The organism is bacterium (assembly GCA_026708015.1).
GTDB lineage: Bacteria > Actinomycetota > Acidimicrobiia > Acidimicrobiales > Bin134 > Poriferisocius.
Genome location: JAPOVT010000018.1, coordinates 159896 through 182679 on the forward strand (window position 1 = coordinate 159896; position 22784 = coordinate 182679).

Consider the following 22784-nt stretch of genomic DNA (forward strand, 5'->3'; position numbering starts at 1 on the left):
TTATTTGTTAGTTATGCTTACAAACTAGTGAGAGGGGCCTCCGACTCCCGACTGCTTCGGCTGCTGAACGGGCAGCGCATCGCCGATGCCATGTTCGATGCTGCGCCCCAGGGCATCTCCCGAGCCGACATCGCCCGGGTCACCGGGTTGTCCAAGCCAACGGTCTCCAACCTCGTAGCCGATTTGGAGTCATCGGGGTTAATCCGCCTGGCCGAGACGCCAACCACTTCCGGGAATGTGGGCCGGCCAGCCATGCTCTACGAGTTCGTACCGGAGGCAGGATTCGTGGTGGCGGCCGATATCGGAGCCGCCAAGATCATCGTGGGCGTGGCCAACCTGTTGGGAGCAGTGGTCGCCGAACAGGAACTGGAGACCGGCCCGAACGCCGAGACCGCTCTCAACCGGGTGGCGGAAACGGCCCAACAGATGCTCTCAGAGACCGGCGGGCAAGCCGGTTCAGCTTGTATCGGCGTCCCCGGCATCTACCGCCCGCAATCCGACAGCGTCGAGCAGGCCTTGAACCTGCCAGGATTCGAGGGACTGCGGGTGCGAGCCAAGCTCGAAGAGCTACTGAAGATGGACGCCCACGTGGACAATGACGTGAACTTGGCTGCGCTGGCTGAAGCCGACCTGGATATCGACCAAACCAACTTCACCGCCATCTCTATCGGTACCGGAATCGGAATGGGCATCATTGTGGGCGGGGAGCTCTATCGCGGGGGAACTGGTGCTGCCGGGGAGGTGGGATCGCTGGTGCTCAACCACTCCCCAGCCGATGCAAACTCGACAGTCATCTTGGAAAACGTCTCTTCGGCACCAGCCATCCGCAAGCAATTCGGGCAGGCGGCCGAGTCCGGATACCCGACCGAACTGCACGGCAGTGCCGACGTTCCGGAAATCTTCGATGCCGCCGCTCAAGGCGACCCGGCAGCCGTACATGTCTTGGAGAGAGCAGCGGGAGCAATGGCGACCGCCGTCATGCAGGTGTGCCTTTTGATCGATCCGGAGCGGATTGTCTTCGGCGGTGGTGTGGGCGCCAATCCGGTGTTCGTCGAAGCCGTCAATGCCGAACTGCGTCGACATCTCCCCCAGCCCGTGGAGGTCTTCGCCTCGACGCTTGGACGGCGGGCCACGTTTCTCGGTGCTGTGTCGTGGGCGCTGGACGAGCTGCACGAGTCGCTAGTGACCGACACGCTGGGGCGGCCGCGGTGACTCCCGAGGCCGTCGCCGAGTCGGTGGATGCCGACGTGCTGGTGGAACGCCTCCAGCAAGCCATCGCCATACCCAGCGTGACACTCCACGAAGGTGAATTCGCCCGGTGGGTACACGATCAACTGGACGACAACGCTTGGGACCACAAAGCGCTGGCCCCCTTCGACGCCTCCCGGGCCAATGTCTACGCCAGTGTCGGCCATGGGGCCCCATCCCTGGTCTTGGCGGGACATCTCGACACCGTGCATGCCGACGACTGGAAGAGTCACTGGGCGGGAACTGAGCGGGCCGATCCCTTTGCCGCCTCGATCATCGACCGGGAGATTTGGGGCCGGGGGTCCGCAGACCAGAAAGCTGGCATCTGCGCCATCCTGGAAGCACTCCGGGCCATTCGCCGCTCCGGTTGCCGGCCAAAGGGTTCGGTGACTGCCCTCTTTGTGAGCGATGAGGAATCCGGCCAGCCCGGCAGCGGTGTTTCTGCCGGGATGAAGGCAGCAATAGCAGACGGAGAATTCCAACAAGACCAGCCACCGGACCTCCTCGTCTACACCGAGCCCACCACCTCGGCCATCTACACCGCGCAGATGGGCTTCCTCATCGCCGACATCGAACTCACCGGACAGTCGGCGTACTTCGGGCGCCCCGAATTGGGGGTGGACGCCTTGAAGGCTGGCCACCGCCTCCTGACCGCCCTCTGGGAGCATTCCGAAAGTCTCCGAACCCAGCCAGCACATCCGCTGATTGGAGAGGCATTCCTCCTCGTCACCGAAGTCCGCTCAGGGGAGAGCATCGCGGTGCCCGGGCGGTTCGATCTGTCCTTGATTCGCAAAGTCCTCCCCCACGAGAGCCTTGACAACGCGGCGCAATCCATCCGGGACATCACCGCTCGAGTGGCCGCAGATCACGGGATCGAAGCCACGGTGGAGTTCACCGCCCCACGGGACCATCCGGTGGGGGGCACCCCCGACGAAACCTCCGCCGACCACCCCGCGGTGCAAGCCCTGGGCGCGTCGATAACGGCGATCACCGGCGATGCGCCCCGAATCGAGGCCGCTCCGTACTGGTCGGAGAAGTCGTTCCTCTCAGCTATGGGCGTGCCCGGGGTGTACTTCGCGCCCGGCGACATCTCGCACGCCCACACGCCGTTCGAACGCGTGGAGATCGACGAACTCGTAGCCGCCACCCGCACCCTCGCCCATTTCGTGGCGTCGTGGTGCGGACTCGAACCAGCCCCAACCACCAACTGAAAGAGGAGAAACCCATGCAACCACGAAAGAGATCGCGATGGCTCGTACTGAGCGCACTACTCGCCGTCTTCGTTTTGGTGGCCGCGGCTTGCGGCAACGACGACGATGACAGCAGCAGCGAAGCCACGGCCGCTCCTGCGACCGCCGCACCCACCGCGGCCCCTGAACCGCCTGACGAACCCGAACCCGAGCCTGAGCCCGAGCCAACCGAGGAGGAGGCTCCGGCCAGGGAAGCCCCGGTCACCCAGGGTCCGAATGGCGAGCCGGCCAGCCCGTCAGGGGAGATCGTTCTCACCGCCGATGAACTGGCCCAGATCCAAGAGGGCGGTTATACCGCCGCCCTGCTATGGCACATCTCCGGGGCCTTCACCGATGCGGTGAGCCAGGGGGCGCGCGACGCCTTCGCCGAGATGGGCATCGACGTGGTGGTGGAAACTGAAGCCGGTTTCGACCCTGCCCAGCAGGCCAACGACGTCGAAACGGCAATGGCGCTCAACCCCGATATCATCCTCAGCCTCACCATCGACCCGGTGTCCGCGGCAGAAGGCTTCCGGCCCGCCGTCGAGGCCGGTGTGCAACTGGTGTTCTTGTCCACGACCCCGGAGGGGTACACCCAGGGCCAGGAGTTCGTCGGGGTGGTGACCGATGACCTGGCTGAGATGGGCATCGCCGCCGCCAACTTGCTCGGCAACGCGCTGGGCGGAGAAGGCGAGATCGGGTTCATCTTCCACGATGCCCCGTTCTATGTGACCAACCAGCGAGACCAGGCCTTCAAGGCTTGGATCGAGATCAACTTCCCCGGAATCCAGATCGTCGCCGAGCAGGGTCTGGCCGACCCGGCCACTGCCGAGGACATCGCCTCCACCATGCTCACCCGCAATCCCGGCCTCGACGGCATCTACGCCCCGTGGTCGGCCGGCCCCGCCGACGGCGTGCTGGCCGCATTGCGGGCCGCGGGGGCCAGCGATGTGGCAGTGGTGACCATGGACCTGGATACCAACGTCTCCCTCGACCTCGTGGAAGGCGGCAATATCGTGGGCATCGCCGCTGACGAGGCCTACGAGATCGGCCGGACGATGGCCACCGAAGGTGCCTATGGCCTGCTCGGGAAGCAGGCGCCTCCCTTCGTTGTCGTGCCTGCCATCGAGGTAACTGCGGCCAACATCGTCGAGGCATATCGGGTGTCGCTGGCCGCCGACCCGCCGCAAGAGGTGCTTGACGCCCTCGGCGGCTAGTGGTCTGACGGAAAAATAGCCTGCACAGGTGATTAGAAAGTCGATCAGCAAACAGGCCTCGGCCGATCTCCCCTCCCCGGTCGAGGCCTGGATCGACCGCTACCGTCATAACGGCGGGCTTCGCCAGTACGTCGTCTACCTGGCGTTCGCCCTGATCCTGGCCACGTTCAGCATCATCCTGCACGACGACGGGTTCCTCAGCTCCTCCAACCTGCTCAACATCGGTCGACAGGCTGCGCCGATCGCGGTTATGGCGGTAGGGATGGCTTTCGCGCTGGCCGCAGGAGAGATCGACCTCTCGGTCGGCTCGGTAGTTGCGCTTTCGTCGCTGGTGGCCGCAGAGATCGTGGGAAACCACGGGTTCCTGGCCGGTGCACTGGCGGCTCTTGGGGCATCGGCGCTGGTCGGAATCGTGAACGGGCTCATCACCGTGAAGGTGCGTATCCCGTCGTTTCTGGTGACGCTGGGAATGCTGGGCATCATCAGCGGTATCGCCCGAAATTGGAACGACTTGCAGTCGCTGCCCATCCGCAACGACCGGTTCAGCGGGATTTTCGGCGCCGGCGGACTGGGCCCGGTCTCCTCGCTGCTGATCTGGATCGTCGTCGTCGGGGCGCTCGGGCACATTGCGCTGCACCACCTGCGCTGGGGACGCCATGTGCTGTCTACCGGCGCAGATCGAGATGCAGCCAACGCAGTGGGGATCAACACGGCCCGGGTGAAGATCTCCGCTCTTGTGGTGAGCGCCATCGCGGCGGGATTCGCCGGGATTCTCCTCGCCGGCCGTCTCAGCATCGGCCGCCATGACCTCGGAGAGGACTACCTTCTCACCGTCATCGCCGCGGTGGTGATCGGCGGAACGAACCTGTTCGGCGGTCGGGCGTCGATACTGGGAGCTGTCACCGGCGCCCTGATCATGGCCATGCTCAACAACGGCCTCATCCTCATGGGATTGGAAGTGGCCGACCAGCTCATCGCCCGGGGTGTGATCATCATCTTGGCCGTGGCCCTGAGCATGCGAGAAGCCAAGGAAACCTGACCGTGTTCCTGCAATCGCTTCGGAGCAAGAACCCGGCCTTCGTGGAAGCGGCGGTGGCGCTGCACCAAGCCGGTGCCATTCCAGCCAACAGCTATGCGGTGGACCTCGATACCGTGGCCGTCAACACCGCCCACCTCGTGGGCGAAGCCAAGGCACTGGGTCTGACCGTGTACGCCATGACCAAGCAATTGGGTAGGGCACCGGGCGTTCTCAAGGCGATAACAGGAGCCGGTGTCGACGGATACGTAGCTGTCGACATGGCCTGCGCTCGGCCCATTGCTGCCAACGGCCACAACCTGGGACACATCGGGCACCTCGTGCAGGTTGCGGCGTCCGAGACCGGTGAGGCCATTGCCATGGAACCCGACTATTGGACGGTGTTCTCGCCAAATAAGGCGGCTGAGGCATCGGCCGCGGCCGCTCGCCTCGGGCGGGTCCAGAATCTGCTGGTGAGGGTATTCGCTCCCGGCGACGAGTTCTACACCGGCCACGAGGGCGGCGTCCCGATCGAAGAATTGAGCGCCATGATCGACCATATTGGCGGGCTGCCTGGAGTCCGGTTCGCCGGCCTCACGACGTTTCCCGCCCTGCTTTTCGATCCGCATACTGGAGGTACTCGAGTCACTCCCAACATGGCAACCCTGGCTCGAGCCGCTGAGTCTGTCCGGCATCATTTGGGCGGCGAAGACCAAAACGTGCTTCAGATCAACGCGCCGGGCACCACATCTACATCTGTGCTGTCCCAACTCGCCGAGGCAGGGGCCACGCAAGTGGAGCCGGGGCATGGGCTCACCGGAACCACTCCCCTGCATGCGATGGGCGACCTACCCGAACAACCTGCGGTCTGCTACGTCAGCGAGATCGCTCACATCCATCAGGGAGCGCCGCTCTGCTTTGGCGGCGGTCTCTATATCGATCCCGTATTCGGGGACTACCAGACCACCGCCGTCGTTGCCCACGACCCCAGCGAGGCGGTGACTGAGCCCGTGCCCGTGGACATGCCCGACCCTGCCGCCATCGACTACTACGCCAAATTGAGGCCTGAACCGGGCCGCACCGTTAGCGAGGGCGATACAGTCGTCTTTGGCTTCCGCATTCAAGCCTTCGTGACCAGGGCATTTGTTGTCGGTGTGGCCGGAGTGCGCTCGGGCAGCCCATCAGTGGCCGGTGTCTGGGATGTGCAGGGCAATCCGGTCGCCTGGAAGGGCTCCCGATGAGCAGTGCCCCCGCGTTGGTCGTCTCTGGAATCTCGAAGTCGTTTCGGGCGGTACAAGCCCTTGACGACGTTTCCATTGAGCTGCACCACGGTCGGGTCACCGCTTTGTTGGGCGACAACGGAGCGGGGAAGTCGACCCTGGTGAAATGCATCTCCGGCCTCTACCAACCCGACGCGGGCCACATCTTCGTCCAGGGGACAGAGCACCGCATCAGCTCTTCACGCCACGCACGAGAGCTGGGCATCGAGACCGTCCATCAGACGCTGTCGGTCATCGATCCGCTCGATGTGGCCGAAAACCTCTTCTTGAACCGCGAGCACACCCGTGGGGGATGGCTGGGGGCCCGCATCGGCTTGCTCGACAAGCGTCGCATGCGCCAGGAATGCGCTTCCACACTGGCTCGCCTCGACATCCGAATTCCGTCGCTGAGGCGTTCAGTCGGCTCGCTCTCCGGCGGACAGCGCCAGGCTGTCGCCATTGGCCGGGCGGTGGCCTGGGGCCAGCAGATCGTGCTGCTCGATGAGCCGGCTGCTGCCCTCGGTGTGGAGCAGACCCAACGAGTTCTCGACCTCATAGTCAATCTGCGTGACCAGGGAGTGGCGGTACTGCTTATCACCCACAACATGGACCGGGTGCTAGCAGTGTGCGACCAAGCAGTCGTGCTCTACCAAGGACGGAAGTGCGCCGAAGTCAACGTGGCCGACGTCACCAAGGACGACCTGGTTTCCTACATCACCGGGGCCCGCGGCACCGGCTGAAGCATCGATTCCGTCCATGCAGGTGTTTATCGCCAAAGATGCCGCAGCGGCTGCCGTCAAGGCAGCCGACATCGTAGAAAGCGTTGTCCGGTCAAGACTCCGGCCCCGCATCGGGATGGCGACCGGCAGCACGATGGTCGGCGTCTATCGGTCGCTGGTTGATCGGCACCAAGCCGGCGCGCTCGGTTTCTCTGGAACATCTGTCTACTTGCTTGACGAGTATGTCGGCCTTGACCCCGGGCACCCACAGGCGTTCCGAAACGTGATCAGGGAGGGTTTTGCCGACCTTGTCGACCTGGGCGATGACGCGGTGTTCGGGCCCGATGGGAGAGCACGCGACCTTGAGGCTGAGGCCTGGCGCTACGACCAACTGGTGACCGAGGCTCGAATCGACATCCAACTTCTCGGAATAGGGGGCAACGGACACATCGCCTTCAACGAACCGGGCACTCCGTTCGACGCGCCATCAAGCGTCGTCACGCTAAGCAAGGAGACACGACGAGACAACGCCAGATTCTTCAGATCGATCGACGACGTCCCTCGCCTGGCGATTACCCAGGGAATCGGAACCATCTTGCAGGCTAAAAAGGTGCTTCTCGTCGCCCTCGGCGACCATAAGGCCCGTCCGATCCGCGATGCCCTCGAAGGACCGGTGTCAGTTGAGACTCCGGCCTCTGCAATTCAATTGCACACCGATGTCTCCGTGGTTGTCGATCGCGAGGCGGCCAGGCTTTTGTCGACTGCGAGACCGGAGGGCTGAATCTTATCTACACCAAATCGAGCAGATGGCCGAGGCGCTGCTGTTTGGTGCGGAGGTAGTCCATGTTTTCGGTTCGGGGAGCCACTTCGAGGGGAACCCGGCGAGCTATCTCCAGGCCGAATGATGCCAATCCGTCGTGCTTGGTTGGGTTGTTGGTCATCAGCGCAACCCGCTTCACACCCAACTCGGCCAGGATGGCGGCACCGATGCCGTAGGTGCGGGCGTCCACCGGCAGGCCCAATTCCAGGTTGGCATCCACGGTGTCGTGGCCCTTGTCCTGAAGGGCGTAGGCCTGGACCTTGTGGCCGATTCCGATACCTCGGCCCTCATGGCCTCGCAGATACACCAACACACCAATGCCGCAGTCGGCGATGGCGTCCATGGCGGCGTGCAGTTGAGCCCCGCAATCGCAGCGCCACGAGCCGAACACATCGCCGGTGAGGCATTCGCTGTGTACCCGTACCAAGACCTCGTCGGCACTGTCTAAGTCGCCGAGGGCGAACGCCACATGCTCCTCGCCATCGTCCATCGATTCGAAGGCGTGACAGGTGAAGCGACCCCAATTCATGGGCACCTCGGTGGTGGCGATCAACCTGATCTCGGGTTGGTGTCTCATGAGACTGCCCTGAGAGTACCGTCGCGAGCAGTCAAACAGTCAGCCCAAGCAGGGCTATTCCTCGCCGATGTCCAGCACTGTGCGGACAACGCCGCCGGTATCAAGCTCGTCGAGAGCGGCGGTGACGTTGTCGAGAGGGCGGTGCTGGGTGATCAGCTCGTCCAGCAGGAGCTCGCCGGATCGGTAGAGGTCGAAGATCCACGGAAAGTCCCGAGCGGGCGAGGAGTTGCCGTACATGCTGCCGGTGAGCGCCTTGCCGAAGTAGATCTCGTTAGCATCGATGTGGAACGGGGTTCCCGCCGGCGGCCCCCCCACCATCACCGCCAAGCCGCCCATGCCGATTGAGTTCCAGGCATTCATGTAGGTGGCCCCGGTGCCGATCACCTCGAAGGCATAGTCGGCACCTCGGCCCCCCGTCATCTCCATCACCGCGGCCACCGGATCATCGTTGGTCGCGTTCAGGGTATGGGTGGCCCCGAATCTCTCGGCCAGGGCCAACTTGTCGGCCAGCAAGTCCACCGCCACGATCTCGGCCGCGCCCATCAGGCGGCAACCCTGGATCACGTTGAGGCCCACTCCTCCGCAGCCGTAGACCACGCACATGCTCCCTCGGCGGACCTTGGCGGTGTTGACCGCCGAACCCACCCCGGTGGGCACCCCGCACCCCACCAGACAGGCCACGTCCAAACCCACATCGTCGGGCACCGCCACTGCTTTGGAGAAGTGGACTACTGCGTGCTCGGCAAACGAACCCACCGTGCAGAACGAGTGATGGATCTCGCCGTCGCGCTCAAAGCGGTGACCGCCGTCGTAGTAGGTGCCGATGGGAAAAGCAGGCAGCACCTGGCAACGGTTGGCGAAGCCGGCCGCACATGACCGGCACCGCCCGCAACTGGCCACCAGCGACAGAACTACCCGGGCGCCGGGACTGATCCCGGTGACGCCCTCCCCCACATGCTCCACTACACCGGCGCCTTCGTGGCCGAGGATCATGGGGGTTTCCCAATCGCGGTTGCCGTGGTACACGTGCAGGTCGCTGTGGCATATGCCGCTGTGGGTGATCCGCACCAGCACGTCTTGGGGGGCCAGGTTGCAGATATCCAGCTCCACGATGTCCAACGGCGCATTCGGCGCCCGGTACACCGCCGCTCGTGTCTTCATCGATTCGCCTCCCAATATCAGCTTCCTCCGCAGCCTTTACAACGGTACTAGTGGAGTCATCTCCCAACCCCGCCGGTCAGTCGGAGCCAAGATTGAGTCCGGCGAATCCATTGGATCGAACCACGGTGATGGCCCAGAACACGGCCAGCAGCCCGCCATAGAGAAGCAGCACGAACCGCATCGACACGAGATCGCCTAGGAAACCGCCGATAAACGATCCGACCGGCAACCCGGAGAGCACCGACATCAACCACACCGACATCACCCGGCCTCGATACTCCTCGTCCACCTGCACTTGCAGGGCACTGTTCACCGTGACCCCGTGGGCCATGTGGGCCGCTCCGAACACGAAGTAGCCCAAGAAACCGAACGCCAACCACGGGGTAGCCCCCACCGCCAGCACCCCCAAGGCATATACCCCGACGGCGGCCATCTCGACCCGGGAGCGAAGATGGCGGTCTCCGTTGCTGGTGACATACAAGCCCACCACCAGCGATCCGAATCCAAAGGTGCCGGTGAGCCAGGCCAAGCCGCCATCGCCGAGAGAAAAAACGTCGTCGGCCACGCTGGCCACCAAGGCGAAGGCAAAGACCGCACCGACACAGGCCACGATGAATGATGTGAACATCACCAGACGCATGGCGGGACGGTGTCTGACGTATTCCAAACCGTGGCGGAATTGCAGCAAGAACGGTTCCTGCTCAACCGGCTCCACCGGCCGCAGCCTCATCGGCGCCATCAACGCCAAGCCCATCGCGAAGCCGACGATGGTAAACGCGAAGGCTGGCCCAGGCCCCAAAAGGTACAACGTGACGCCAGCGAGAAATGGTCCTAAGGCCCGTCCGACCGTGAACGACAGCGATACGAAGCGCACCGCCGACAGAAGATCCTCGGGAGGCACCAACAGCGCGGTCATCGCCTGGGTGGGCGCCCACTGGAACCCCGACGCCACTCCCACCGCCACTTGGATGCTGATCATCAGCCACGGGGTGAGGAGGTCGGCGGCGAACAAAGCCAAGAACGCTGCCGAGCACGCCAGCTGGGTGAAGAACGATCCGAACAAGATGGCTTTGCGGCTGATCCGGTCGCTCCAGATGCCGGCCACCGGGGTCATGAACAGCGAAGGGACCAGCACCGCGAACGCAGAGCTGCCCACCCAGAAGTTCGAGTCGGTCAGCTCGTTCATGTAGAAGGGCACGGCCAGTGACTGCATGAACTGCCCGGTGGTGGCGATGGACACTCCGATGAAGAACAGCAGGAACGACCGATGTGACAGGGCGCGGAGGGCAGAAGGCTGGGCGGGCACGATTAGCCGACAGTACTTGCCTTGGCGACGAAGCTGGTCGTCTGGCGCTGATATGCCAACATCGACCAATGCCCCAACATGAATCTGAGCCCATGTTGGTCCGCAATCGCCATGGCAGTGGAGCATTTCGCCGACGGCTGCGCATGATTGCCCCCGACGACAAGACCGTGGTTGTGGGGCTCGAGGACGACATGCACCACTACGAAGCCGCATTGACCCACGACGGACAGCGAATCACCGGAGCGGACGCGGCCGGACCCCGAATGCCCTGGGAGCCGTGCGAGGGGGCGCTCGACCAGCTCCAACTCCTGGTGGGCTGCCCGCTGACCACCGCCGCTTCCGAGGTCTTCGCATGGACCGATGTCCGCCAACAATGCACCCACCTCTACGATGCGGCCGTCCTCGGGGTGCTTCACGCCGCCCGGGGGGAGTCCGGCACCCGCCAGTACGACGCCACCGTGCCCGACTGGGAGGAACCACCATTCGACGCTTGGATCGAAAGAGACGGAGTTGAAGTGCTCCGTTGGCGGATGGCCGCCCGACTGGAGATCGAATCGCCTGAGCCGTTCTCCGGTCGTGCGATCAGGGGCGGCTTCGTCCGCTGGTGCGAACAGGTTCTGAGGCCAGAAGAGGCCGAGGCGGCATGGGTGCTCCAGCGCACCACCTGGCTTTCGGGAGCCCGACTCAGCGAGCTAGAGGACTGCGACGATGCCATCGAATCAGGGCTGGTCGCCGATGTCTGCTGGACGTCGCAGCCCGAGCGCTATCACGTCGCCTTCCGACGCCGGGGAACGCTGCGCGACCACGGCCCCTGTCCCGACGGGATGCTCGTCGACATGCCAAGCCGTTGGCCGCAGCTTCACAACACCTGAGAGAATCGAAGATATGGCTTTGCAAGAACCGGAGGAAGGACTGTTCGCCGAGCAGTTCCAATCCATCACCGGCAACATCGGCCGAGCCATCATGGGCAAGGCCGATGTCCTTGACTTGGCGGTGACCTGCCTGCTGGCCGAAGGGCACCTGTTGATCGAAGACGCCCCCGGCGTCGGCAAGACCAGCCTGGCCAAGGCCCTGGCCATCACCGTGCAGGCTGAGTTCGGCCGCATTCAGTTCACCCCTGACCTGCTCCCCTCCGACGTCGTGGGAGCGACCATCTGGAACCGTGCCGCCAACACGCTGGACTTCCAGCCTGGACCGGTGTTCTCCGGCATCGTGGTGGCCGACGAGATCAACCGGGCCTCACCGAAAACGCAGTCGGCGCTGTTGGAGGCCATGGCCGAGCGGCAGGTAACCGTCGATGGAACCACCCACGGCCTCCCCCGGCCGTTCATGGTCATCGCCACCCAGAACCCGCTGGAGCACGAGGGCACCTACCCGCTGCCCGAGAGCCAGCTCGACCGCTTTTTGATGCGGATCGAGGTGGGCTATCCCTCGAAACAAGCTGAGCTGGACATCCTCGACGCCCACGGAACCAAAAACCCGCTGGACTCCCTTCGTCCCGCGCTCGACTCGCAGGCCGTCAATGCCCTGGCCGATCACGCCGGCGCCGTGTTCACCGCCCCAGGGATCAAGCGCTACCTGGTGCAGATCGCCAACGCCACCCGAAACCACCCCAGCCTCGTCTTGGGAATGTCCACCCGGGCCACCCTCGCGCTGCAACGGGCCAGCCGAGTGCGAGCTGCCTCCCAAGGGCGCGACTATGTACTACCCGATGACGTGAAACAGTTGGCCATACCGGTGCTGGCCCACCGGCTACTGCTGAATCCCCAGGCCCGGGCCCGGGGCACGCCACCGGCGCAGATCGTGGACGAGGTCATGGGCTCGGTTCCGGCACCGGTCGAATAGCTCCTCGTTCACCGTGCTCACCACCTCAGGCTGGCTGCTCCTAATCGGGTCGGCGTTGCTGGTGGCCGCGGGTTGGATATTCGGCTCGGACGAATTGCTGGCGGTAGGGGTCGCCGGGCTGGCGGTGGCAATCCTCTCGGTGGCGTACGTCAAAGTCTGCCAGCCGCTGCGAGTGGTCACCCGCTCGCTCAAACCCCAGGAAGTACACGTCGGCGACGACTGCCAGGTGAGGCTGGAGATGGCCAACCCCGGACGGGTTCGCACCCCGGTGCTGCGCCTGGCCGATGACATCTCGTTCACCACCAGGCGTTCAACCAGCTCCTTTCAGTCCCCCGAACTGCTGGTGGCACCGGTTCGGACCGATGAGGGGCTGACCGTTGCCTACCGGCTTCCCACCGAGGAGCGGGGTCGGGTCAAAGTGGGACCGCTTGCGCTGACGGTGACCGACCCGCTGGGCATGTCAGCCCGCCGTTTCCAACTCGGCGGTCAGGCCGAGGCGCTGGTCTACCCCGCGATGTACCCCATCGGGCCTCCCCCACGCCTGCCGGGTAGTTCGTTCGACGCCGTTCGGCGCAGCCCCATGGCCCAAAGCGGCGAGGAACTCTACGGACTGCGCCCGTTTCAAAGGGGCGACGACCCCCGGCGCATCCACTGGCGTTCGTCGGCCCACCACGACGAGTTGATCGTGCGCCAATACGAGGAGTTCTCCCACACCCACACCACCGTTCTGCTTGACACCCGGAGCGCACAGTTGGACACCGAAGCCGGCTTGGAGCGTTTCGAGGCCATGGTTTCGGCCGCGGCCAGCATCTGCCGGGCAAGCCAGAATCGGGGAGACCAGATCCGTTTGGCCACCACCGCGGATTTCGATAGCGGCTTTGGTGCCGACTCCGCTCACCTGTACAAGATTTACGAGCACTTGGCCCTGGTCAGCCCCGATATCGGCAGCCTGATCGGCGCGGTCGAGCAGCTGGGACGGGAGCACGGCGGAGGGCTCATCGTGGCCCTGGCCGCCGCCGTCGACGGTACCGAGTCCGGTTCCTTGATGCCCCTGGGCTCCCAATTCAACTCCAAGACAGTGGTGCTGTTCGCTGGTTTCGATCCGGCCCATACGGGACAGTTGCCGCACCAGTTCATCCCCGGAACGACCGTGCTGATGGTGGATGGGGCCATGGCATTCACCGATGCGTGGTCAGCGCATACCGCCACCGGCGATGAGCCCCTGGCCACCCCCAGCCCAACCGCCCCTAGCACCGCTGGACACCGCCCATGATCAACCCTCGAGCCGCCAACGGATGGCAGGCCGCATTGGAGGTGACTGGACCGATCCTGACGGCGGCTACCGCCTTCAGCCTCATCCGGGTCTTCGAGGGCGACGACTGGGTTTTGCCCGTGTTCATCGCCGCGGCCGCGGGCCATCTGCTGGCCCTGACGGTTCGCCGCATCGGCTGGGGAATGCTGGTTTCGGCTTTGTCCGGCGCGGTCGGGCTGATCCTGGCGATCACCTGGACTCGGTATTGGGACACTGCCTATTGGGGTCTGCCCGCCGCAGACACCCAATCGGCCTTGGCCGACGATCTGGAGCGAGCCTGGACCAATTTCGGCGAGCTCAGCCCGCCGGTGGAGCCGGTTGATGGGTTCACCGTGAGCGCCATGGCGGCGGTCTGGCTGCTGGCATTCTTCAACGACTGGATGGCGATGAGGATGCGGGCCCTGTTCGAGCCCATGGTGCTGCCGATTGTCGCCATCTGCTTCACCGGCCTGGTGGGCACTGACGAGAACAGCGTTCTCACTATCGGGTTGTTCACCGCGGCCCTGCTGCTGTTCGTCACGATTCACCGGGTGGTGGCCCGCACCGCAGGCGCGGCATGGCTGGGGGGCGAGGGCCGGGCTTCTAGCGGCCGCCGGGCACTGTTGGGCGGTGGCGCAGCCGTCGCCGCGGTGGCATTGGCAGGGGCTCTGGCCGCAGGTCCGGTTCTCGGCAGCAACGACGACCCACTGGTCGACTTGAGCGAGGCCGTCGAGCGGGGCCGGAGAAGCTCGGGCCGGGTGGTGATCAGCCCGCTGGTGGACATCAGGGGCCGACTGGTGAGTCAGGCCGAGACGGTGATGTTCCGGGTAAGGGCTGAGGAGCGGTCATACTGGCGCCTCACCGCCCTAGACGAGTTCGACGGACAAGTGTGGACTTCTCGGGCCGACTATGCCGCTCGCCCGACGCAGTTGCCATCGCTGTTCCAGTCGGGCTCCAGCGTGCAGGAGTCGGTGCAGGAGTTCAGCATCGAACGGCTCGGCGCGGTCTGGCTGCCCGCAGCATTCGAACCTCGGTCGGTGGCTTCGGCCACCAGTGACGTTGGCAGCGGGGACATCAGCTATGAGCCCTTGTCCTCAACGCTCATCGTGGGCCGCTCTCTGGCCAACTCCAATGACCTCTCCTACACCGTCACCTCGGCTCTGCCCCGATTCGATCCCGAAACCCTCAAAGCCATCCCCCTCCAAGCCGCTCTGGAATCACCGGTGGAGTCCTTTACCTCGCTGCCGTCGGATTTCAGCCACCCGGTTCGGGAACTGGCCGCCCAGCTGACCGAAGGAGCCGAATCGGGTTACGAGCAGGCTTTGGCCCTTCAGAGCTTCTTCCGCAATGGGGGCTTCGTGTACGACGCAAGAGTGGCCACCGGCCATTCCGGAAACCGGATCGAAGAGTTCCTGAGCACCCGTAGGGGCTATTGCGAGCAGTTCGCCGGGACCTTTGCGGCCATGGCCCGTTCAGTGGGCCTGCCGGCCAGGGTCGCGGTGGGCTTCACCGTGGGCGAGGCCGATCCAAACGATCCCAACCTCTACCTGGTTCAGGGGAAACACGCCCATGCCTGGCCTGAGGTGCATTTGGCCGAGGTGGGATGGGTGGCCTTCGAACCCACGCCGGGCCGGGGTGCCCCCGGTGCCCAGAACTACACCGGTTTGGCCGAGGCCCAAGCGGTCAGCGGCCCCGATCTGGAGGGACTGGAGGAAGAACCAGCCCCTGAACCCTTCAGCCCTCTAGAGCCTTCGACCGATTTCGAGAGCCTGTTCCCCCCTGACTTGCCGGAGTTCGGCGACACGCGGGCCGAGTCCTCCGGCGACCGGGGCGGATTCACCTGGAAGACGTGGATTGCCATTCTGGCCCCCTCGCTCGCCGTCGTGCTGATCTTGCTAATTCCCTGGCTCCGCAAGTTCCAAAGCCGGCGGCAGTTCCTGAAGATCACCGGGAACCGGGGAAAGATCAGGCTGATGTGGACCGAGACCGTGGAGTCGTTGGCGCTCATCAACATGAACCCCCGGCCCGACGAGACCTATGCCGAATTCGCCCGCCGGGCCATAGAGCAAGTCCCGCTTCACAGTCCCGACTTGCGGCAACTGGGCGAGTTGGCCGCTGCCGCGAGCTTCGCCCCGTCAGAGCCCACCGATCACAACCAGTGGCTGGCCCGGACCTGGTCGCTATCGGTGCGCTCCGAGGTCAACTTCAGGGTGAGGTGGTGGCAGAGACTCGCTGCGGCGTTCAATCCTCGGCCGCTTTTGAACTCACGACGGCGGCCACAGCGCAGCCCCAACTGGACTATTGGCCCCTGACCGCACCAGCGAATGGGTGTTCAGGGCCGCTCGGCGTCGCCGCGGCGCAAGCGGTTGAGAATACGGCGGCCCGGCGACCGCAGAAAGGTGCTCACGTCACCTCGGTTGATGCTGTCGCTGATCTGCTGAAGGCCGAATCGCCCCAATTGACGCAGATTGCTCCATCCCCATAGCGAAGCGGCCAGCATGACCAAAAAGCCCAGGAAAGACAGCCAATACGAAGTGGAGAGGGTCAGGATCATGAATATCAACCCGACAATGCATCCCAGAATCGCGAGTCGGAGATTGCGGGCAGGGTGGGTGAACACCGTAGTTCGTCCGACCTCGCGTGCCAGCGCAGGGTCGGTTTCATAGAGCCGTTCCTCTATTTCGCTAAGGATGCGTTGCTCGTCCTCGGAAAGTGGCACTGTCTAAGTGTCTCACAGGTCGACCTGTCAGACAATGCCAGCGACCGGCGATGCACGGCCCGAGACATACCACTAGTTCGGCCGATTCCAGCCATTGCCTCGGAGACCGGAGTCGGCAGCACCTCCGGTTTGGATGGCCTCGGTCCCGAAGCGTCCCCTGATGCGGTCGACGGCCCGATCGACGTCGTGCCATGAAGGGGCACTGGCGTCCTCCAGGGACAGCTGGCGCTGGCCGGGTTCTTCCAACTCCGACACCCCCACCCCAATGAGGCGCACGCCGGAGGCGACATCCACTGCCTTCAGCAGCCGCTTGGCCTCCCGGGCCAGCACTACTCCGGAGTCGACCGGGCTGGTCAGCGTGTGAGACCGGGTGATGGTGTTGAAGTCCCCGAAGCAGATCTTGAGGGTGACCGTGCGTCCCGCCAATTCAGCGGCCCGAAGGCGGGATGCCACTGAGTCGCTCAGGGTTACTATCGCCGCGCCGAGGTCCTCGTGGGTGTGCAGATCGCGGGAAAACGTCTGTTCCCGGCTCATTGACTTGGGCACTGTGTTGGAAACAACCGGTCGGGGGTCGACGGCGTTGGCCAGATCGTGAAGATGCCGACTGTGGGCGTTGCCGACGACCGCGGCCAGCCGATCGAGGGAGAAGTCGGCCAACTCGCCAATGGTGGATATTCCGATGCGGTTGAGGTGGGCCAGCGTGGCCGGGCCCACTCCCCAGATGTCGCTCACCGGGCGGGGCGACAGGAATGCCCGCTCCTCGCCGACCGGTACCTCAAACACGCCAACGCCGCCTGACGGCCCTTGGGGCGTGGGCTCGGGCTTGGCCAGTTTGGACCCCAGCTTGGCCAAGAACTTGACCGCGGCCACCCCAACCGCGCAGTTAATGCCCTCGTCATCGCGAACCTGACGTCTGATCAGATGGCCGATTTCCACCGGTGAGTCATGGGCACCAGACACGTCCAAGAACGCCTCGTCTACCGACAGGGGCTCCACCAGCGGCGTGAACGACCGCAGGATAACCATGATGCGGTCGCTCACCTCGGAGTACAGCTCGTGGTCGCCGGGCAAGAACACAATCTCCGGACACAGACGGCGGGCCTGAATCGCCGGCATGGCTGAGTGCACCCCGAAGGACCGAGCTTCGTAGGAGGCCGATGCCACCACCCCCCGAATGCCCGGTCCGCCCACCGCCAAGGGCAGACCTCGCAATTCGGGGTGGCGAAGCTGCTCCACGGACACGAAGAAGGCGTCCATGTCCACGTGCAAGATGGACCCCGACCGCGCATTCCCTCCGGTGCCGCTCGAGTTCCCCATCACCGTGACTACAGCCTGGTGACCGCGAGACCGTCGATCTCGGTGCCAGTCACCTGATAGCGGTAGATCAGCTTCTGGTCGGGACGCTGGCGACACCACTCCATCAGCGGCTCCCGCACCCAGCGGGGACTCTGGACCAAGCGGACCTCGCACTCGTCGGGGTGATAGAAGTCGGCGTGCTCCACGATGCCGTCGGGGTCTTCCAGCACGATCTCGCCGTTCCAATCCACCGCCCGGTGGGTCTCCACCCGAAGCCGCCACCCGAGGTCGGTGAAATCCACGGTTATCTCATACAGCGGGCCTTCCCAGAGATGAACCTGGATCCCGGTTTCCTCTTGCACCTCCCGGCCCAGCGCCTCCAGCATGGTCTCACCCGGATCGACCACCCCGCCGGGCGTGCTCCATTCCACCGAGTCGTTGCGGCGCCGGTTGCGCACCAAAAGCAACTGATCCCCGCGCAGCACCACTCCCCCGGCCACCTCCCAATCCCGAATTCGCCGAGGTCTTGAATCCGAGAACTCCTCCGGCATCCCCCCAGTATGGCCCGACCCAGCGACAGCACGCCCCGGGCAATGGAGCTTGCCCAGCGCTGTGTTGGTCCAAAGCCAGGAGTCTTGTGCCGGTCATAATTGCCGCGAAGGGGCATCCCAGCGCTGCGTCAGTTCAACAGCAACTGCTTGGAACCTTCAGGTTGCCAGGTGGTGACACCATCATCGGGGAAGGGATCGGCAAGGGCATCGGATCTGGATTGCGATGAGGCATCGGCTGGCCCCGAGCGAGCCCGACCGGGTTGGAGGTCGGCGTATCGCTTGGGCCGTGGCCCCGAGCAGGCCCGGCCAGGGGGGATGTCGGCATATGGCGATGGCGGTGGTCGCAATTCGTAGGCCCCGTTTCGGTCTCGGCTGACTGTCCAGCCGTCGTCATGGATGTTGTGGTGGCAGCTCTTGCACACAAGCACCAGGTTGTCGATGTCGGTGCGGCCGCCTGTCAGCCACTCTTCGATGTGGTGGGCTTCGCACCACACCGCTGATCGTCCGCAACCGATGCAGTGCTTGTCCCGGATGATGAGGGCAGCCCGCTGGGCTTCGGTGGCCAAGCGGAGTTTGCGCCCCACCCAGAGCTCCTGGTTCTTTGTGTCGAACACCGAGGGCAGAATGTCGGCGTTGCAAGCCAGCCGAAGGGCCTCGGAGATTGGCAGGGGCGTGCCGTCGAGCAGGCGAGCATTGGCCAGCTTCTGGTTGAGAGCATCCCACTCGGCGGTCAGGATCAACGTGGTGCCGTGGGGCTTGCGGTCGCCGGTGTCGGCACAGACCAGATCCTCGAGCGCATCGGCCATCCGCTGGCCGAACGAAATCTGATCGTCGGCAGCTGTGTCGCCCTGGTCGTTGCGCAAACGGCGCACCTCGTCGGCCAGCGCGGCCTCGATCCGGTTCCCGGCGACCGGGTCGAACCGGCCGTTCAAGATAAACATGCCGTCATCAGGCGACTTGAAGAAGCTCAAATCACGGCGCTTCCGTTGCTTGGCCATCAACGACTTGCCGTCATCGGGCGACTGCTCGTGCTGGTGGTCTCGCAACGTGCGCGAGAAAGTGCCGAAATCTTCACGCTTGGCGGCCTCGACTAGCACTGCCTCGTCGACCGGCCCCTGCGAAGCAGCCTTGGCAATCTGGGTGGCGTGTGCCGCGGGAATCTCCCCAGCACCCAACGCATCGAGAGTCTCGGGAACCTGGGAGAACTGAAAGGCCGTCTCCACCTCCCGGCGGGCCTGCTGCTTGGAGGCTTGAAGCTCTTCCAGAGCCACCCGGCGAGCCAAACCCTCGCCGGCCCTACTGGAGTACGCAGCCAATGTGGCCGTCTTCATAGCCGCCAGCCGTGCCTCTGCCTTCTTGATCAGCCCCAGCCGCTCCCGCAGCTCGGACAACGACAGGACGGCGACATCAACCGCCTCCGGCCAAACCGGCTCGGATGGCCAACAATCAGCCCGTTTCCCCTGTTCAAGAGGCCCAAACTCCATGGATGCAAGTATACCAACCCCTGTGACAACATCTACCTGAATAAGCGAGGATAAACGAATTCATCTTGTTTTATATTGACAATAACTAAAATATAAGTAACATTATTCACATTCCTCTACTACTACAAAACGAATCTGACACCCAACGTCCCTATACTTCACCCCCTTCCCCAACCAAACAGCAGCCTCAAGTTAGGATTCAACAGTGATTCGGACCGCTGGGGTGGCGACGCGGCCTCAGTCACGGAGATGCAACCAAGACGCGAACTTGGGGGCCCAGTGGCTGCCTGTGGAGTCCCAGTTAGCTTGCCCAGCCGACATTGCGCTGCGGGATAGCCTCCGTAACCTCGTCGCCTCGAATCCACAGTTCTGGGACTTCGGAGGAACGTCTCGCCGCAACTTTGCACATGGCTATTTTCAGTATCCGGCCATGATGGTGCCAAACATGGTTGGCCGCGCACTCGACGAGGTGGCCGCTAACCGCCGAGACCGGATTCATCTGCTTGATCCCTTTGCAGGCTCAGGCACGGTTGTGACAGAAGCTGTGGCACGCGGATGGGATGTGACTGCTGTAGACGTCAATCCACTGGCTGCAATGCTTTGCCGGACAAAGGGAGGCCCCTTCTTCCCCGCTGCTACAGCAGCCGCAATCGCTAAAGTCCTGTCACAGGTCGGACGATCCAGATATCCAGCAAGTCACTGGTTTCCGAACGTCCGCAAATGGTTCGAACCCGAGGTCATCGAGGGCCTCAGTAGCCTTCGCCTGGCAATTCAACGCATAGGTTCCCCGCCCGTTCGGCGATTCCTTTGGGTCGCTTTAGCTGAGACTGTTCGATTGACGAGCAACAGCCGCCTCTCGACAGTGAAATTGCATATCAAGCCTGCTCAAGATCGGATTCCAACGGATGCCGTGGAGACCTTTGAGCGAATCGCCGAACGTAACCTTGGGCTGCTTTCGGCTGAGTCAGAGGCGCTTGGGAAAGCCGGACACATACGACGCGGGTGGCCAACCTCGCAAATAGAGGTCGTCCTTGAAGACATCGCTACCGCCAACTTGATTGGGGAAACGAGAAGCCCGAACGTCCTCGTCACATCGCCTCCATACGGCGACAACCACTCCACCATCACCTACGGACAGCACGCGTACCTGCCCCTGCAATGGATCCAGCTGTCTGACACCGGCGCTCTGGACCGTTCAGCTGTCTCGGGGCCAAGCGCAATCGACAGCATCAGTCTGGGAGGCCTTCGACGAAATGGCCACAGGCGGGCCATTGGCATTGGATACAAATCAGAAGCTGCGAGAGCGACCCTGGATCAGTTGAGCGAAATCAGGCCAGATCACGCAGACAAGGTCGGAGCTTTCCTTAGCGATCTAGACCTGGCATTCGATAGTGCGTTACAAATGCTCGCACCCGGATCCCATGTCGTCGTCACGATCGGAGATCGGACCGTAAGCGGGATGCAGGTGCCGACCGCACGGATCGTCCAGGACATCGTGGCGCATAAGGGGGCTGTGGTAGTCGCTGCCGTACCCAGAAAGCTTCCGAAAGCCAGACGGATGGCCTCCCGGAACAACTTCGCTTCCAGAATGGATTCGGAGTGGATGCTCGTCATGAGACTTCCAACATGAACAGACTTACCCTCGGAGTCCACCCGCGTGTTGTATTCCAACTCGGGGAGAGCCTTGTAACCGATCCAGTACAAGCCCTGCTGGAGTTGGTCAAGAACTCCTACGACGCGGATGCGACTCTGGTAACAGTTGAAGTGAACACCCACGTCAAAGAGGCAGACCTTCAAGGCCGGATCGTTGTAGAGGACAACGGCACCGGCATGAGCGAGCAGACCATCAGGCATGGGTGGCTAACAATCTCGGTCTCTCCGAAGGCAGCGATGAAAGAGTCAGGGAAAAAGACCTTGCGGCACCACCGGGTTCCGTTAGGCGATAAGGGGGTGGGACGTCTTGGCACGCAACGTCTTGGTCACCGGCTCACAATCCGAACCTTCGAAGATCAAAGGCCTGACAAGAAGCGCTCTCGTGAACCAGTTCCGGGCCGTGAGCTGGTAATCGATTGGCGCGCTTACGACAGTGTGGACCGTCTCGATGAAGTCGAATTCCGACTAGAAGACGTCGAGAAAGAGCCCGCCGGCACCAGACTGATGATCGAGGGACTGAAAGACTCCGCTGAATGGCGCGGCGACGGGAAGAACCGTCTCGGAGCCGAACTGTCAAAATTGGTCTCGCCTTTTGACCCGCCTAAGAACTTTTCCTTAGATGTCCGTGTGGATGACGCTCCTGTCGAGCTCACCCAGGTAGACCGAATCGTTCGGCGGGCTGCACTCAGTTCATGGCACATCAAGTTTGATGAGACAAGCTTGCGCGTCAATGGTTCTGTACGTGCCACATTCCTCCGCCCTGATCGAAAAGACCAGGACGAGTGGCGGTCACTAGTTGTAGCCGACGGTGGTGAGCGGCTTTACCAATTCCTGAAGAGTGATTCAGGAGCCAGAGATCTAGGGCTCATTAAACCATCCTCATCTTCTCAGGTGGCACGATTTGAATTTGAGCTAGGTATCGATGATCTGGATGCCGGTGTTGCTCCGGCGGCTGGGGGCGATACGCCCGGGCCGTTCGATGCATCTTTTGAGAGCTTTAGCCTTGGACGCTTCGAGGTGCAGGAGGTCGTTGACGAATACCTTCTTGACAACGATGTCGAGGGTCAAGTATTCGCTACTGAGGCAGAATACAGGGGTCTAATGAAGGATCTCGCCGGAGTACGCGTCTATCGCGACGGCTTCGGCGTTCGCGTAGCCGGAGACTGGCTGGGACTGGGTGCAGGTTTCACTAGGGCGCGCAGCTTCCGCGCTCTTCGTCCGGCAAACACGATTGGCTATATCAATATCTCGGCCGAGCGCAACCAGGGGCTGGTAGAAACGACTGACCGAGAAGGGTTCGTCCACAACAGCGCCTACAAGACATTTGTGGCTCTCCTAGCCCTGATTGTTCATGAGAATTGGGTTGAGTCTGTTTTTGGGGTGTTGGGTGCGGG

General features: G+C 63.2%; 20 protein-coding genes. 13 read left to right on the forward strand and 7 right to left on the reverse strand.

Annotation, left to right across the window (positions count from 1 at the left end; all coding sequences use genetic code 11):
* Positions 1–27: 27 nt before the first annotated feature.
* From OXG30_04355 to OXG30_04385, 7 genes are read left to right on the forward strand one after another with little or no spacing between them, the layout of a single operon-like run.
* Entirely contained in the window at positions 28–1212 is a 1185-nt protein-coding gene (locus OXG30_04355) for an ROK family transcriptional regulator (GenBank protein ID MCY4134131.1), read from the forward strand.
* The gene (locus tag OXG30_04360) at positions 1209–2459 is read left to right on the forward strand and encodes a M20/M25/M40 family metallo-hydrolase (GenBank protein ID MCY4134132.1); all 1251 of its coding nucleotides are present in this window, start codon (positions 1209–1211) and stop codon (positions 2457–2459) included. Before OXG30_04355 ends, OXG30_04360 begins: the two co-directional genes overlap by 4 nt.
* 14 nt (positions 2460–2473) lie before the next feature.
* Entirely contained in the window at positions 2474–3694 is a 1221-nt protein-coding gene (locus tag OXG30_04365; protein ID MCY4134133.1) for a substrate-binding domain-containing protein, read from the forward strand.
* Positions 3695–3722: 28 nt separating this feature from the next.
* Positions 3723–4733, forward strand: a complete 1011-nt coding sequence (locus OXG30_04370) for an ABC transporter permease (GenBank protein ID MCY4134134.1) — start codon at positions 3723–3725, stop codon at positions 4731–4733.
* Positions 4734–4735: 2 nt separating this feature from the next.
* Positions 4736–5950, forward strand: a complete 1215-nt coding sequence (locus OXG30_04375) for an alanine racemase (protein ID MCY4134135.1) — start codon at positions 4736–4738, stop codon at positions 5948–5950.
* Positions 5947–6708 carry an ATP-binding cassette domain-containing protein gene (locus OXG30_04380; GenBank protein ID MCY4134136.1) on the forward strand — a complete coding sequence of 254 codons (762 nt, stop codon included), beginning with the start codon at positions 5947–5949 and terminating at the stop codon, positions 6706–6708. The genes OXG30_04375 and OXG30_04380 overlap by 4 nt, the downstream gene beginning before the upstream one ends.
* Before the next feature lie 16 nt (positions 6709–6724).
* Positions 6725–7468, forward strand: coding sequence for a glucosamine-6-phosphate deaminase (locus tag OXG30_04385; GenBank protein MCY4134137.1), 744 nt, complete (start codon positions 6725–6727; stop codon positions 7466–7468).
* A 7-nt stretch (positions 7469–7475) separates the two neighbouring features.
* On the opposite strand, the gene ribA is transcribed toward OXG30_04385, so the two are convergent.
* The 3 genes from ribA to OXG30_04400 all read right to left on the reverse strand — a co-directional run bounded on the left by ribA (position 7476) and on the right by OXG30_04400 (position 10551).
* Complete coding sequence (gene ribA / locus OXG30_04390; protein MCY4134138.1) at positions 7476–8084, reverse strand: GTP cyclohydrolase II; 609 nt, start codon at positions 8082–8084, stop codon at positions 7476–7478.
* A gap of 54 nt (positions 8085–8138) precedes the next feature.
* Entirely contained in the window at positions 8139–9245 is a 1107-nt protein-coding gene (locus OXG30_04395) for a Zn-dependent alcohol dehydrogenase (GenBank protein MCY4134139.1), read from the reverse strand.
* Positions 9246–9321: 76 nt separating this feature from the next.
* On the reverse strand, positions 9322–10551 hold the full coding sequence (locus tag OXG30_04400) for an MFS transporter (protein ID MCY4134140.1): 1230 nt from the start codon (positions 10549–10551) through the stop codon (positions 9322–9324).
* 68 nt (positions 10552–10619) lie between these two features.
* Between OXG30_04400 and OXG30_04405 the strand changes: the two genes are divergently transcribed.
* The 4 genes from OXG30_04405 to OXG30_04420 are packed head-to-tail and all read left to right on the forward strand — an operon-like array spanning position 10620 to position 15999.
* Positions 10620–11423, forward strand: a complete 804-nt coding sequence (locus OXG30_04405; protein ID MCY4134141.1) for a DUF2889 domain-containing protein — start codon at positions 10620–10622, stop codon at positions 11421–11423.
* A 13-nt stretch (positions 11424–11436) separates the two neighbouring features.
* A complete protein-coding gene (locus OXG30_04410; protein MCY4134142.1) occupies positions 11437–12396 on the forward strand; it encodes a MoxR family ATPase in 960 nt (319 codons plus the stop codon).
* 13 nt (positions 12397–12409) lie between these two features.
* Entirely contained in the window at positions 12410–13669 is a 1260-nt protein-coding gene (locus OXG30_04415; GenBank protein ID MCY4134143.1) for a DUF58 domain-containing protein, read from the forward strand.
* Positions 13666–15999, forward strand: coding sequence for a DUF3488 and transglutaminase-like domain-containing protein (locus OXG30_04420; GenBank protein ID MCY4134144.1), 2334 nt, complete (start codon positions 13666–13668; stop codon positions 15997–15999). The genes OXG30_04415 and OXG30_04420 overlap by 4 nt, the downstream gene beginning before the upstream one ends.
* A gap of 20 nt (positions 16000–16019) precedes the next feature.
* Here the strand turns inward: OXG30_04420 and OXG30_04425 are convergent, their stop codons facing one another.
* The 4 genes from OXG30_04425 to OXG30_04440 all read right to left on the reverse strand — a co-directional run bounded on the left by OXG30_04425 (position 16020) and on the right by OXG30_04440 (position 19737).
* Positions 16020–16406 (reverse strand): DUF3040 domain-containing protein, encoded by a 387-nt coding sequence (locus tag OXG30_04425; protein MCY4134145.1) that lies wholly within the window; start codon positions 16404–16406, stop codon positions 16020–16022.
* A 72-nt stretch (positions 16407–16478) separates the two neighbouring features.
* A complete protein-coding gene (locus OXG30_04430; protein ID MCY4134146.1) occupies positions 16479–17723 on the reverse strand; it encodes a DNA polymerase IV in 1245 nt (414 codons plus the stop codon).
* An 8-nt stretch (positions 17724–17731) separates the two neighbouring features.
* Positions 17732–18253 (reverse strand): NUDIX domain-containing protein, encoded by a 522-nt coding sequence (locus OXG30_04435; GenBank protein ID MCY4134147.1) that lies wholly within the window; start codon positions 18251–18253, stop codon positions 17732–17734.
* A 128-nt stretch (positions 18254–18381) separates the two neighbouring features.
* Positions 18382–19737, reverse strand: a complete 1356-nt coding sequence (locus OXG30_04440; protein MCY4134148.1) for a DUF222 domain-containing protein — start codon at positions 19735–19737, stop codon at positions 18382–18384.
* A gap of 910 nt (positions 19738–20647) precedes the next feature.
* Here OXG30_04440 and OXG30_04445 point away from each other — a divergent pair.
* Both OXG30_04445 and OXG30_04450 read left to right on the forward strand, forming a co-directional pair.
* Complete coding sequence (locus OXG30_04445) at positions 20648–21367, forward strand: hypothetical protein (protein ID MCY4134149.1); 720 nt, start codon at positions 20648–20650, stop codon at positions 21365–21367.
* The coding region (locus OXG30_04450; protein MCY4134150.1) for an ATP-binding protein at positions 21364–22784 on the forward strand (1421 nt) is incomplete at its 3' end. The genes OXG30_04445 and OXG30_04450, both read left to right, overlap by 4 nt.

Bases quoted from the DNA above. Each gene is read 5' to 3' on its own strand.
- OXG30_04365 (MCY4134133.1), top strand. From the start codon at position 2,474: ATGCAACCACGAAAGAGATCGCGATGGCTCGTACTGAGCGCACTACTC.
- OXG30_04380 (MCY4134136.1), top strand. From the start codon at position 5,947: ATGAGCAGTGCCCCCGCGTTGGTCGTCTCTGGAATCTCGAAGTCGTTT.
- OXG30_04385 (MCY4134137.1), top strand. From the start codon at position 6,725: ATGCAGGTGTTTATCGCCAAAGATGCCGCAGCGGCTGCCGTCAAGGCA.
- ribA (MCY4134138.1), bottom strand. From the start codon at position 8,084: ATGAGACACCAACCCGAGATCAGGTTGATCGCCACCACCGAGGTGCCC.
- OXG30_04395 (MCY4134139.1), bottom strand. From the start codon at position 9,245: ATGAAGACACGAGCGGCGGTGTACCGGGCGCCGAATGCGCCGTTGGAC.
- OXG30_04405 (MCY4134141.1), top strand. From the start codon at position 10,620: ATGCCCCAACATGAATCTGAGCCCATGTTGGTCCGCAATCGCCATGGC.
- OXG30_04410 (MCY4134142.1), top strand. From the start codon at position 11,437: ATGGCTTTGCAAGAACCGGAGGAAGGACTGTTCGCCGAGCAGTTCCAA.
- OXG30_04420 (MCY4134144.1), top strand. From the start codon at position 13,666: ATGATCAACCCTCGAGCCGCCAACGGATGGCAGGCCGCATTGGAGGTG.
- OXG30_04430 (MCY4134146.1), bottom strand. From the start codon at position 17,723: ATGGGGAACTCGAGCGGCACCGGAGGGAATGCGCGGTCGGGGTCCATC.
- OXG30_04435 (MCY4134147.1), bottom strand. From the start codon at position 18,253: ATGCCGGAGGAGTTCTCGGATTCAAGACCTCGGCGAATTCGGGATTGG.
- OXG30_04440 (MCY4134148.1), bottom strand. From the start codon at position 19,737: ATGGAGTTTGGGCCTCTTGAACAGGGGAAACGGGCTGATTGTTGGCCA.